This window comes from Streptomyces sp. NPDC051684 (assembly GCF_044453445.1).
In the GTDB taxonomy this organism is placed as follows: Bacteria; Actinomycetota; Actinomycetes; order Streptomycetales; family Streptomycetaceae; genus Streptomyces.
In genome coordinates, this window is sequence record NZ_JBITCS010000005.1 from 1 (window position 1) to 12,270 (window position 12,270).

A 12,270-nucleotide genomic window follows, 5' to 3' on the forward strand; every position below is an offset into this window, starting at 1 on the left:
GTCACCGTCACGGCGGCCGGTCACCTTGCCGCCCTCCACGGCGACCTCGGACAGCAGCGTCACCTGCGGCACACCCAGCCGCTCGGCGACCAGCGTCGGCACGATCCCGGCGGTGCCGTCCGTGGAGGCCATACCGGAGACGACCAGGTCGTAGCCGGCCTTCTCGATCGCCTTCGCCAGCACCAGCGAGGTACCGATCGCGTCCGTGCCGTGCAGGTCGTCGTCCTCCACATGGATCGCCTTGTCCGCGCCCATCGACAGCGCCTTGCGCAGCGCGTCCTTCGCGTCCTCGGGGCCCACGGTCAAGACCGTGACCTCCACGTCGTCATCGGAGTTCTCCGAGATCTGCAGCGCCTGCTCCACCGCGTACTCGTCCAGCTCCGACAGCAGACCATCGACATCGTCACGGTCCAACGTCAGGTCATCGGCGAAACCCCGGTCGCCCGTGGCGTCCGGCACGTACTTCACGGTGACAACGATCCTCAAGCTCACGCCGACTCCTCCACTGCCTGCTGTCCTACGCAGTCGTCCAACTACTTCCGCCAACGTATGGCACTCAGTTCCCTCTGTAAAGGTACCTAGTGCCAAGAGCGGCGATCCGGTGTTACGTTCCCGGCATGAGCGAGGCGCGCGAGGTCAACGGGTCACAGAAGAAGGCACCCATGCGGGAGGTGCTGGCCGAGGCGGCGTTCCAGCTGTTCACGGAGCACGGGTTCGAGCGGACGACCGTCGACGACATCGTGGCGCGGGCCGGGGTCGGGCGGCGGTCGTTCTTCCGCTACTTCCCGTCCAAGGAGGACGCGGTCTTCCCGGACCACGAGAGCTGCCTCGCCGACATGACGGCGTTCCTGGACGCCGCGAGCGACGAGAGCGACGCCGTGGACGTGGTGTGCGACGCCGCGTCCTTGGTGCTGCGCGTCTACTCCACGAACCCTGAATTCTCCGTGCAGCGCTACAAGTTGACCCGTGAGGTGCCGGGGCTTCGGACGTATGAACTGTCCGTCGTGCGGCGCTACGAGCGGACGCTCGCCGGGTATCTGCGGCGGCGCTGGGCCGATGCCGCCGACGGTTCGCTGCGGGCCGAGGTGGTGGCCGCCTCCGTCGTCGCCGCGCACAACAACGGGCTGCGCTCGTGGCTGCGTTCGGGCGGCGAGGGCGACGCCGAGGACGCGGTCGACCGAGCGCTGCGGCTCGTGCGGCGGACTTGGGGGGAAGGTGAGGGCGGTGGCGCCGCGCCCGAGTCCCCGCAGGAGGACGTCGTCGTCATGGTGGCGACCAAGGGGGCCCCGATGTGGCGGGTCATCCAGCGGGTGGAATCCGCGCTGCGGGACGACTGAGAACGGGGCCCGAAGCAAGCTGATGGTACTCAGTGTCTTTACCGGCTGGCACTGAGTGTCATACGCTGAGAGTGCGTCGAGGCACCGCCGCCCGGCGCGCGCCGGCGAGAGCGGGAGGCCGAAGGATGTCAGTGATGTCAGGGACGTTCACGAGCGGCATTGGTGTCATGGCGCCGCACGGTGCCGAGGCCGTCAAGGGAGCCGCGGGCGACGCGGACGCCGACGCGGGATTCCCCTACCAGCGCTGCCGTTGGTGCCGCACACCGTCGTTCCGGCGGCTGTTGTGTCCGGTCTGCGCGTCGAGCGAGCTGAAGACGGAGCACAGTGCGGGTCCCGGCGTCGTGGTCCAGTCCCGCGTCGTCCACCGCGGTACCGGCGTCGCGCGCAACGAGGCGCTGGTCCGCTTCCCCGAGGACTTCATCGTGCCCTGCCGCATCGTGGGCACCGCGCCGCACATGGTCTGGCTCGGCGCCAGCGTGCGCCCCGTGGCCAACGCGGCCGCCGACTCCGGCGAGGTCCTCTTCGAGCTCGAGGACGACTTCACCGTCGACTACGACCTGCGCTGACCCCGGCGACCCGCACCGGGCCCGGCCGCGCGGGCCGCCTCACCATGGAGATGGCACGTTCCTCGCCGTCGGCCCACAGGATCGTCACACTTGCCGCGAATGCCGCTCAGGAACCGTCGGCCCGCGCCGCCTCATCGGCGATCCGGTCGAACTGCGCGCCCATCGCCTCGGCCAGTGCCTGCGCCGCGGACAGCGGGCGCACCATCACCATGAAGTCGTCGATCAGGCCGCCCTCGTCGAAGTGCAGAAAGTCCGCGCCGGTGATCTTCCGGTCGCCGACCCGCGCCTCGAAGACGAGCACATGGTCCCGCCCGTCGGCGTCGCCGATCTCCCGCACGTAGCGGAAGTCCTCGAAGACGCGGGTGACGCCGCGCAGGATCGCCGCGGTGATCGCCTTGCCCGGGTACGGCTTGAACACGACCGGGCTGGTGAAGACCACGTTCTCGGCCAGCATGGCCTCGACCGCGTCGAGATCGTCCTTCTCCACGGCCGCACGGAAGGGATGCATGGGTGCCACCTCGATTCCTCGCCCACAGCTTTATAGGCAACAAGTTGAATAGGTGCGGGTGACAGTAATCGCATCGCTGTATGGTGTCCACATGTCGCTCAAGTACGCCGTCCTGTCCGCACTCCTTGAGGGCGAGGCCTCCGGGTACGACCTGGCGAAGATCTTCGACGTCTCGGTGTCGAACTTCTGGGCGGCGACGCCCCAGCAGCTCTACCGGGAGCTGGACCGGCTGACCGCCGACGGACTGATCGATGCCCGGGTGGTGCCGCAGGAACGCAGGCCGAACAAGCGGATGTTCACGCTGTCCGGGGCCGGCCGCGCCGACCTGGCCGCGTTCACGCGGCGGCAGCCCAAACCGCTCGCGCTGCGCGACGAACTGATGGTGAAGGTGCAGGCCGTCGACGTCGGCGAACTCGACGCCGTGCGCGCGCACATCGAGGAGCGCATGGACTGGGCGCGCGGGAAACTGGCCCGCTACGAGCGGGTGCGGCGGCATCTGCTCGGCGAACTCGGCGAGGAGGACTTCCTCGCCGACGGGGGGCGGATCGGCCCCTATCTGACCTTGCTGCGCGGCATCTCCTTCGAGGAGGAGAACCTGCGCTGGGGGCGGCGCGTCCTGGAGATCCTGGAACGGCGCGCCGCCCGCGCCGCTCAGCCCTCCGGCTCCCCGGAGGACGCGGGCTCCTTGAGCTGAAGCCCGTTCTCCCAGATCTTGTTGAGCGTCGTCACCAGCTTCTCGTACGGGATGCGTTGGCCGAGGACGAACACCAGGTACGCCATGCGGCTCACCATGACCGACAGGGCGTGCGCCGTCACCAGCGGATCGAGCTCCGGGTCGGCCGCGCCCGCGTCCTGCAGCGAGCGGATCAGCTTGGCGTTGCGGCGCGCGAACGCGTTGCCCCGCTCGATGCGCAGCTGCTTGAACGTCTCGTCGACCTGCGCGACCTGCTCGAAGAGCGCCATGAGGCGGGCGTTCTTCTTGTAGGCGCGCAGATATTCGCGGTTCGACGCGTCGATCATCTCGCGCGGATCGGTGATGCCGGTGCGCTCGCGCAGATGCGGGTGGAGCATCTCCTCCTGCACCTGCGCGACGAGCGCCTGGAAGATCTCTTCCTTGCTGTTGAAGTACGTGTAGAACGAGCCGGACGCGACATGTGCGGCCTTGGAGATGTCCGTGATCCGGGCGTCGAGATACCCGTCGCGCTCGAACACCTCACGGGCGGCGACGACCAGCGCGTTGCGCGTGCGGACGCCGCGGGCGCTGCGCGGTGTGATGGGTTGCTTCTGTCCGCCGTCTGCGGCCGGGGCGTGGGCAGCCAACGCGGGTCCCTCCGTTCGTGTTTCCACTGGTGGGCGAAGATTCCTCAAGGGTGTGCAGCACCCACCGGTGGCTGCGGATCGTATCAGCCGACACCCGCGAGGAACTCCAGGAGAGCGGCGCTGACTGCGCCGGCCCGCTCCTGCTGGATCCAGTGCCCCGCCCCGTCGAGCACGATGTGCCCGCGCAGATCGGTGAGCACCTCCTCAAGGCGGTCGGCGGGCATGAACCGGCCCACCGGGTCGGCGGATCCGGTGACGAACAGCGAGGGGCAGTCGACGGTGCGTCCGGCGAGGTGCTCCGTCAGCTCCCAGGTGCGGTCCAGGTTGCGGTAGTAGTTGAGGCCGCCCGTGAAGCCGGTGCGCTCGAACTCATCGACGTAGTAGGCGAGTTCCTCCTCGCTCAGCCACGGCGGCGGCGGGAACTTCTCGTCCGGGCGCTCGGCCCACTCGGCCGACCAGATCTCCCGCGTCACCAGTGTCCTGCGCACGTTCTGCGCGAGGGCGCGGTCGGCGACACCCGGCTCCTGGAACCACACCATGTAGAAGGCGTCGCCGAGCCGCCGCTGCATCACGGGCAGGGGCGCCACGGGGGAGCGGGGTGCCACCGGCACGCTCATGCCCACCACGCCGCGCACCCGCTCCGGGTGCGACAGGGCCAGCTGCCACACCACCTGCGCGCCCCAGTCGTGCCCCACGAACACCGCGTCGTCCGCGCCCACGGCGTCGAGCAGCCCGACGAGGTCCGCGCAGACGGTGAGTGTGTCGTACGCGTCGACGTCCGCGGGCCGCGAGCTGCCGCCGAACCCGCGCATGTCCGGCGCGAGCACCCGGTACCCCGCCTCGGCGAGTGCGAACACCTGATGGCGCCACGAGAAGGCCAGCTCGGGAAAACCGTGGCAGAGCACCACCAGTGGCTTGTCGGAATCGGCCGGGCCGTGCTCGAAGACGCGCAGCGAGATCCCGTTCGCTTCGACCTGCCGCGAAGCCACGCGCTTCCACTCGGTCACGGGGGCGGGGGTGGTCATCTGGGCAACTCCTCGAACTCGACGCCGGGTGACAACTTGAACAGTCCCTGTTCAAGGGCGTGTTCAAGGTATTGAAGTTGACGTTGGGTTCAAATATACAGGGGGCGGCCGCAGGGCCGCAGCGGTCGTGACATGTTCGGACGACGGAGGAGCCCCGCACGTGAATCCGCCCACCGCACAGCCCCGAAAAGGCTCCGAGCAGGCAGCCGCCGGGACACCTCCGGCGCGCGCCTCGGGCAAACTGCTCGCCGCGGGACTCATCGGCAGTTCCATCGAGTGGTACGACTTCTTTCTCTACGGGACGGCCGCCGCGCTGGTCTTCCCGCAGGTGTTCTTCCCCGACTCCTCGGCGCTGACCGGCACCCTGCTGTCGTTCAGCACCTTCTGGGCGGGCTTCGTCGCCCGGCCGATCGGCGGAGTCGTCGCGGGACACCTCGGCGACCGGCACGGCCGCAAGGCGATGGTCGTCCTGTCCATGGCGCTGATGGGCGCCTGTACGTTCCTCATTGGCTGCCTGCCGGGCGCCGGGGTCATGGGCGCCGCCGCGCCGCTGCTCCTCGTGCTGCTCCGCTTCGTGCAGGGCCTCGCCTGCGGCGCCCAGTGGGGCGGCATCGCGCTGCTGCTCACCGAGTCCGCGTCGCCCAAACGCAAGGGGTACGCGGGCACCTTCGGTCAGATGGGTGTCTCGCTCGGTGTGTTCCTCGGCAACGGGGTCTTCCTCCTCGCGAGCACCGTCACCTCGGACGAGGCGTTCATGAGCTGGGGGTGGCGCATCCCGTTCCTGGTGAGCGCCGTGCTGCTGCCCGTCGTGATGTACGTGCAGAACAAGGTCGAGGACTCGCCCGAGTTCCGGGCCATGGCCGAGCAGGCCGCCGCGAAGAGCGAGAAGGAGAAGGTCGCCCGCGCGCCCGTCATCGAGGTCGTGCGCAGCAAGTGGCGCACCGTGCTGCTCGCGGCCGGACTCCTCGCCGGTACCAACTGCCTCTTCTACATCAGCATCGCCGGTGTCATCAGCTACGCCGCGGAGCATCTCGGCCTCGACAAGGACGACATCCTGCTGGTCGCCATGCCGGTGACCGCGGTCGGTGCCCTGTTCGTGCTCTGGGCGGGCTGGCTGTCCGACCGGGTGGGGCGGCGGCCCGCCGTGCTCGTCGGGGCGGCGATCATCGTGCTCTGGGCGTTCCCGTACTTTTGGCTGGTCAACACCGGTTCGCTGCTGTGGCTCGGCGTCGCCGTCCTGATCGGCGGATTCGGCCAGTCCCTGACGTACGGTCCGCTCGCCGCCTACATCGGGGAACTCTTCGAGCCGCGGGTGCGCTACTCCGGTGCCTCGCTGGCCTACCAGATCGCCGCGCTCACCATCAGCGGCGGCACCCCGCTCATCATGACCGCGATCATCGGCGGCACCGGGGGCACCACCTGGGTGTCCGTGTTCGTCGCGGTGATGGGCGCGCTCACCTTCGGCTGTGCCTGGGTGCTGCGTGAGACCAACCCGCGTGAGGTGCGCGAGGACCCGACAGCGGTTCCGGGCGCCGTGGAAGGAGCGCGAACGTGACGACGACCGAACAGGACCTGGCGTACGCCGAGCGGCACGGGGCGGTGACCGTGGTGACGCTCAACCGCCCCGACCGGCTCAACGCCTGGACCAACGACCTGGAGGACCGCTACTTCGCGCTCCTCGACGAGGCGGAGGCCGACCCCGAGGTGCGCGCGGTCGTCGTGACCGGCGCGGGTCGCGGGTTCTGCGCCGGCGCCGACATGGCCGAACTGGAGCGGATCGGCTCCGCCGACGCGGCGAGCGAGGAGCGGCCGAAGAGGGAGCGGCCCCGCTGGTTCCCGCTGAGCCTGCGCAAGCCGCTGATCGGCGCGATCAACGGGGCGGCGGCGGGGCTCGGCCTCGTCGAGGCCCTCTACTGCGACATCCGGTTCGCGACGCCGGAGGCCAAGTTCACGACGTCGTTCGCGCGCCGCGGGTTGATCGCCGAGTACGGGATCGCGTGGCTGCTGCCCCGGATCGTCGGCCCGGCGCGCGCGGCGGACCTGCTGTTCTCGGGGCGGGTGGTGCGCGGCACGGAGGCGTACGAGATGGGGCTCGTGAACCGGGTCGTCGAGCGGGACGAGCTGCTCGACGAGGCGGTCGCCTACGCCACGGAGCTGGCGACGTGGTCGTCGCCGACGTCGATGAGTGTGATGAAGCAGCAGCTGGCCGAGGCGTTCGAGACGGACTTCGAGGGGGCGGCGCGGCGGGCCGAGACGCTCATGGAGGAGTCGTTCGGGCGGGCCGACGCGGCGGAGGGTGTGCGGAGCTATTTGGAGGGGCGGGTGCCGGCGTTTCGGCCGTTGGGTCCGGCCTGACCGTTTCGTTGCGGTCACCCCGGCGCGAGGTCGCGGGGCTCTGCCCGGGGCCCCGCGCCTCAATCGCCGGCGGGGCTTGATTTTGCTGGTCCCGCTCTGGAGCCCGTGTCGGGTTCCGAACGACACAGGGAAGGTTCCTCATGGCCAACGCCTCCGCATCCGTCTGGTCCCACGCGGCCGCCGCTCCGGACCGTGTCGCGCTCCGTGGATCGGGGTCGGTCGCCTGGACCTACGGGGAGCTTCGCGAACGTGCTGCTACGGTAAGGGAGTTGCTCGACACCCACCGCATTCGGCCCGGTGACCGGGTGCTGCTCGTCGCGCCGTCCGTGCCCGAGTTCGTCATGGCGTACTACGGGATCCTCGCCGCGGGCGCCGTCGCGGTCACCGCGAACACCATGGCCACCGAGCGTGAGTTGACGTACATGGGGCGGGACGCGGGCGTGCGGCTCGTCCTGGCGTGGCATGCGCTCGCCCCGGTGGCGCATCGCACGGCCGATGAACTGGGCGTGGCAGTCCGGGAGGTGGGGGAGGGGCTGGGTGGTTTCGGGCCCGCCGACTCCGCCCCCGAGCCGCTTCCGGTCGACGGCCGCGACACCGGCGCCCTCCTCTACACCTCCGGCACCACGGGCAGGCCCAAGGGGGCCCAGCTCACCCACGGCAATCTCGCCTCGTGTGCCGCCATCTTCCGCGACATCCACTCGATCGGCGCCGACGACCGCGCGGTCACCGGGCTCCCGCTTTTCCATGTGTTCGGGCAGGCCTGCGTGATGGGCACGACCATGCTCGCGGGCGGCTCGCTCACGTTGCTCGAACGGTTCGACGCCGGGGCGATGACCGCGCTCATCCGGCGCGACCGGCCCACCTTCATCGCGGGCGTGCCGACCATGTGGAACGCTCTGCTGAGGGCCACCGAGGAGGGGGACGTCGACTTCGCGGGCCTGCGGCTCGCCTCCTCCGGTGGGGCCTCCCTGCCCGTCGAGGTCATGCGGGCCTTCGAGGAACGGTTCGGGTGCACCATCGTGGAGGGGTACGGGCTCACCGAGACCACCGGCGCCGGCACCTGCCACCTCGCGGGCGAACCGGCCGCGCCGGGGACCGTGGGCCGCGCCCTGCCGGGCTGCGCGGTCGCCGTGCGCGACGACACGGGCGCGGACCTGCCGCCGGGCGAGGTGGGCGAGGTGCACATCAAGGGGCCCGTGGTCATGAAGGGGTACTGGAACCGGCCCGACGCGACCGGTGAGGCCCTCGACGCCGACGGCTGGCTGCGCACCGGCGACCTCGGCTCCCTCGACGCCGAAGGCGACCTGCGGATCGTCGACCGCAAGAAGGACCTCGTGATCCGCGGCGGCTACAACGTGTACCCGCGCGAGGTCGAGGAGGTGCTGTACGAGCACCCCGACATCGTCGAGGCCGCCGTCATCGGGGTGCCCGACCCGCACTACGGCGAGGAGGTCGCGGCCGTGGTCGCCCTGCGCGCCGGTGCCACCCTCGACGTGCGGGAGCTGCGGTCCTGGGCCAAGGAACGGCTGTCCGCCTACAAGGTGCCCCATCTGCTCGCTGTGGTCGACGAGTTGCCGAAGGGGGCCACCGGAAAGATCCTCAAACGCGCCATCGACCCGGCCGCCGTCAGGGCTCTCTAGAACTTGACGTCGGATTCAAGTACGGTGAGTGGCACGCACCGGGTGGGACGTAGGCAAGCGAAGGAGCGGACAGCGGGATGTTGATCAACGACAAGGTCGCGATCGTGACCGGAGCCGCCGGGGGCATCGGCGCCGCCGTGGCCCAGCGCCTCCTGGAGGCCGGCGCCCGAGGTGTGCTGCTCACCGACCTCGACGCGGCCCGCCTGGACGAGACCGTGCGGCGGCTCGCCGAGAGTCACGGGGAGCGCGTCGCGGGCCGGGCCGGGGACGCGGGTGACACCGAGCACCTGCGCGGGCTCATCGCGGCGGCCGAGGAGGGCTTCGGGCCCGTCGACCTGTACTTCGCCAACGCCGGGATCAGCGGCGGCAAGGGTCTCGAGGCGAGCGAGGAGGAGTGGGACCGCGCGCTGAACATCAACACCATGGCGCATGTGCGCGCCGCGAAGCTCCTCGTGCCGGGCTGGGTGGAGCGCGGCGAGGGCTACTTCTTCTCCACCGCGTCGGCCGCCGGCCTGCTCACACAGATCGGCTCGGCGACGTACGCCGTCAGCAAGCACGCCGCCGTCGCGTTCTCCGAGTGGCTCTCGGTCACGTACGGGGACGAGGGTGTGCGCGTGAGTTGCCTGTGCCCGCAGGGCGTCGAGACCGAGCTGCTCATGGCGGGCACCCGCTCCTCCGATCCCACGGAGCAGGCCGCGGCCCGTGCCGTCCTCGACGCGGGGAACCTGCTCAAGCCGCTCGACGTCGCCGACGAGGTGATCGCGGCCGTCGGCGACGAGCGCTTCCTCGTCCTGCCGCACCCGCAAGTGCTCGACTTCTACCGGCACAAGGGCAGCGATTACGACCGCTGGCTGCGCGGCATGCGCCGCTACCAGAAGTCCGTACGGTGACCGCGCGTAGCGCCGTCCTCTTCGACTTCGGCGGCGTCCTCACCACCAGCCTCATCGACGCCTTCGAGGACCTCGGGCGCGAACTCACCGGTGAACCCGGCCTGTTGCTGCGCCTGCTGACGCACGACGAGGAGTCCAGCGCTCTGCTCGTCGAGCACGAGAAGGGGCTCATCGGACAGCGCGCGTTCGAGGAGGGGTTCGCCGCGCGGCTGCGCGCCCACGGCGCCGACGTCGAGGCGTCCGGACTCGTGACCCGCATGCAGGCCGGGCTGCGTCCCGACCCGGACACGGTCGCGCTCGTCGCGAAGCTGCGCGCCGACGGGCACCGTGTCGGACTGCTCTCCAACTCCCTCGGCGACGACTGCTACGCGGGCTTCGACCTGCCCGCGCTCTTCGACGCCGTCACCATCTCCGGCGAGATCGGCGTGCGCAAACCCTCGCGGCGCGCCTACGCCATCGCCTGCGAACGCCTCGGCGTCGCACCCGAACAGACCGTCATGGTCGACGACCTGGAACAGAACATCACGTCCGCGGCCCGCATCGGCATCGCCGGGGTCGTGCACCGCGACGCCGCCACGACCGCCGCCGAACTCGACCGCCTGCTGGGCGTGTCGGGCCGCGTGTGACACCGTACGCAATGACTTGGGAGGAACCACTCGTGTACGAACAGTCCGCCAGGGGCAAGGAGTACCAGGACAAGCTGCTCGCCTTCATGGACGAGCACATCTACCCCGCGGAGGCGGTCTACGCCGCGCAGATGGCCGAGTCCGGTGACCCGCACTTCCACCCGCCGGTCATCGAGGAGCTGAAGACCGAGGCGAAGAAGCGCGGCCTGTGGAACCTCTTCCACCCGCACCCCGAGTGGGGCCCCGGACTCACCAACCTCGAGTACGCGCCGCTCGCCGAGATCATGGGCCGCAGCGCGGGTCTCGCCCCCGAGGCCACCAACTGCAACGCGCCGGACACCGGCAACATGGAGGTCCTCACCCTCTTCGGCACCGAGGAGCACAAGGAGAAGTGGCTCAAGCCGCTCCTCAACGGTGAGATCGCCTCCGCGTTCGCCATGACCGAGCCCGCCGTGGCCAGTTCGGACGCCAGTAACATCCAGATGCGGATGGAGCGCGACGGCGACGACTACGTGCTCAACGGCCGCAAGTGGTGGACCTCCAACGCCCTGCACCCCAACTGCAAGGTCCTCATCGTCATGGGCAAGACGGACCCCGACGGGCCCGCCTTCCACCAGCAGTCGATGATGGTCGTGCCGATCGACACCCCCGGTGTCACGATCGTGCGTGGCCTGCCCGTCTTCGGCTACCAGGACCGCGAGGGCCACGCCGAGGTCCTCTTCGAGAACGTCCGGGTCCCGGCCACCGCCCTGCTCTCCGGCGAGGGTGACGGCTTCATGATCAGCCAGGCCCGGCTCGGCCCGGGGCGCATCCACCACTGCATGCGCGCCGTCGGCATGGCCGAGCGCGCCCTCGACCTGATGATCGACCGCGCCCAGTCCCGCACGACCTTCGGCTCCCCGGTCGCCGACCGCGGCAACATCCAGGACTGGATCGCCGAGGCCCGTATCGAGATTGACATGGCGCGGCTGCTCACCCTCAAGGCCGCCCACCTGATGGACACCGTGGGCAACAAGGAGGCGCGCACCGAGATCGCCGCGATCAAGGTCGCCGCGCCGAACGTCGCGCTCAAGGTCGTCGACCGCGCCATCCAGGTGCACGGCGGTGGCGGCGTCTCCGACGACTTCCCGCTCGCCAGCATGTACGCGCACCTGCGCACCCTGCGCCTCGCGGACGGCCCCGACGAGGTGCACAAGCGGACGATCGCCCGGCGCGAGCTGCGCCGTCGGCAGAAGGAACGGGGTGAGAAGTGACCTCTTCCCTGCAAGGGAAGGTCGCCGTGGTGACCGGCGCGTCGCGGGGCATCGGCCTCGCGGCCGCCGGCGCCCTGCGCGACCGCGGCGCCCGCGTCGTGGTGACCTCGCGCGACGAGGAGCGAGCGAAGGAGGCGGCCCGTCAACTCGGCGGCGACGTCGAGGGGTTCGGGGCGCACGCCACCGACGAGGACGCCGCGCGCGCCTGCGTCGAGCACGTCGTGGAGACGTACGGCCGCCTCGACATCCTCGTCAACAACGCCGGTACGAACCCGGCGTACGGCCCGATCGTCGACCAGGACCACGCGCGCTTCGCCAAGACCATGGACGTCAACCTGTGGGCGCCGATCCTGTGGACGTCGCTCGCGGTGCGGGCCTGGATGGGCGAAAACGGCGGCGCCGTGGTCAACACGGCCTCCATCGGCGGGTTCTCGGTCGCCAAGGACGTCGGGATCTACCACGTCTCGAAGGCCGCCCTGATCCACCTCACCAAGCACCTCGCCCTCGAACTGGGCCCGAAGGTACGGGTGAACGCCATCGCCCCCGGCGTCGTGCGCACCCGTCTCGCCGAGGCGCTGTGGCAGGACAACGAGGACGCGGTCGCGGGCGCGACGCCGCTCGGCCGGATCGGCGAACCCGAGGACATCGGCGAGGCGGTCGCCTTCCTCGCCGGCGAGGGCGCGCGCTGGATCACCGGGGAGACCCTCGTCGTCGACGGCGGACAACTCGTCGGCTCGGGCCCGCTGTAAC

14 protein-coding genes are annotated in these 12,270 nt (G+C 70.4%); 10 read left to right on the forward strand and 4 right to left on the reverse strand.

Features of this window, described 5'->3' with window-relative positions; translation table 11 throughout:
- Positions 1–492 (reverse strand): electron transfer flavoprotein subunit beta/FixA family protein (locus ACIA8D_RS07625; RefSeq protein WP_399229691.1); only part of this gene is annotated, 492 nt, incomplete at its 3' end.
- 125 nt (positions 493–617) lie between these two features.
- Between ACIA8D_RS07625 and ACIA8D_RS07630 the strand changes: the two genes are divergently transcribed.
- Positions 618–1,337, forward strand: a complete 720-nt coding sequence (locus ACIA8D_RS07630; protein WP_399229693.1) for a TetR family transcriptional regulator — start codon at positions 618–620, stop codon at positions 1,335–1,337.
- Positions 1,338–1,504: 167 nt separating this feature from the next.
- On the forward strand, positions 1,505–1,903 hold the full coding sequence (locus ACIA8D_RS07635) for a Zn-ribbon domain-containing OB-fold protein (RefSeq protein WP_399230175.1): 399 nt from the start codon (positions 1,505–1,507) through the stop codon (positions 1,901–1,903).
- A gap of 106 nt (positions 1,904–2,009) precedes the next feature.
- On the opposite strand, the gene ACIA8D_RS07640 is transcribed toward ACIA8D_RS07635, so the two are convergent.
- Positions 2,010–2,411 (reverse strand): nuclear transport factor 2 family protein, encoded by a 402-nt coding sequence (locus tag ACIA8D_RS07640; RefSeq protein WP_399229695.1) that lies wholly within the window; start codon positions 2,409–2,411, stop codon positions 2,010–2,012.
- 91 nt (positions 2,412–2,502) lie between these two features.
- On the opposite strand from ACIA8D_RS07640, the gene ACIA8D_RS07645 reads away from it, so the two are divergent.
- The gene (locus ACIA8D_RS07645) at positions 2,503–3,105 is read left to right on the forward strand and encodes a PadR family transcriptional regulator (protein ID WP_399229696.1); all 603 of its coding nucleotides are present in this window, start codon (positions 2,503–2,505) and stop codon (positions 3,103–3,105) included.
- On the opposite strand, the gene ACIA8D_RS07650 is transcribed toward ACIA8D_RS07645, so the two are convergent.
- On the reverse strand, positions 3,063–3,731 hold the full coding sequence (locus tag ACIA8D_RS07650) for a TetR/AcrR family transcriptional regulator (RefSeq protein ID WP_399229698.1): 669 nt from the start codon (positions 3,729–3,731) through the stop codon (positions 3,063–3,065). The genes ACIA8D_RS07645 and ACIA8D_RS07650 overlap by 43 nt on opposite strands.
- An 83-nt stretch (positions 3,732–3,814) precedes the next feature.
- Positions 3,815–4,756 carry an alpha/beta fold hydrolase gene (locus ACIA8D_RS07655; RefSeq protein ID WP_399229700.1) on the reverse strand — a complete coding sequence of 314 codons (942 nt, stop codon included), beginning with the start codon at positions 4,754–4,756 and terminating at the stop codon, positions 3,815–3,817.
- 160 nt (positions 4,757–4,916) lie between these two features.
- Here ACIA8D_RS07655 and ACIA8D_RS07660 point away from each other — a divergent pair, with 160 nt between their 5' ends.
- From ACIA8D_RS07660 to ACIA8D_RS07690, 7 genes are all read left to right on the forward strand, one after another.
- The gene (locus tag ACIA8D_RS07660) at positions 4,917–6,311 is read left to right on the forward strand and encodes an MFS transporter (RefSeq protein WP_399229701.1); all 1,395 of its coding nucleotides are present in this window, start codon (positions 4,917–4,919) and stop codon (positions 6,309–6,311) included.
- Complete coding sequence (locus tag ACIA8D_RS07665) at positions 6,308–7,111, forward strand: enoyl-CoA hydratase-related protein (RefSeq protein WP_399229703.1); 804 nt, start codon at positions 6,308–6,310, stop codon at positions 7,109–7,111. The genes ACIA8D_RS07660 and ACIA8D_RS07665 overlap by 4 nt, the downstream gene beginning before the upstream one ends.
- Before the next feature lie 140 nt (positions 7,112–7,251).
- Positions 7,252–8,751, forward strand: coding sequence for an AMP-binding protein (locus ACIA8D_RS07670; protein WP_399229704.1), 1,500 nt, complete (start codon positions 7,252–7,254; stop codon positions 8,749–8,751).
- A gap of 77 nt (positions 8,752–8,828) precedes the next feature.
- The gene (locus ACIA8D_RS07675; RefSeq protein ID WP_399229706.1) at positions 8,829–9,641 is read left to right on the forward strand and encodes an SDR family oxidoreductase; all 813 of its coding nucleotides are present in this window, start codon (positions 8,829–8,831) and stop codon (positions 9,639–9,641) included.
- Positions 9,638–10,267, forward strand: a complete 630-nt coding sequence (locus tag ACIA8D_RS07680) for an HAD family hydrolase (protein ID WP_399229708.1) — start codon at positions 9,638–9,640, stop codon at positions 10,265–10,267. Before ACIA8D_RS07675 ends, ACIA8D_RS07680 begins: the two co-directional genes overlap by 4 nt.
- Positions 10,268–10,278: 11 nt before the next feature.
- Positions 10,279–11,520, forward strand: a complete 1,242-nt coding sequence (locus ACIA8D_RS07685) for an acyl-CoA dehydrogenase family protein (protein ID WP_399229710.1) — start codon at positions 10,279–10,281, stop codon at positions 11,518–11,520.
- Positions 11,517–12,269 carry an SDR family oxidoreductase gene (locus ACIA8D_RS07690; RefSeq protein WP_399229711.1) on the forward strand — a complete coding sequence of 251 codons (753 nt, stop codon included), beginning with the start codon at positions 11,517–11,519 and terminating at the stop codon, positions 12,267–12,269. Before ACIA8D_RS07685 ends, ACIA8D_RS07690 begins: the two co-directional genes overlap by 4 nt.
- The last annotated feature ends 1 nt before the right edge of the window (position 12,270 follow it).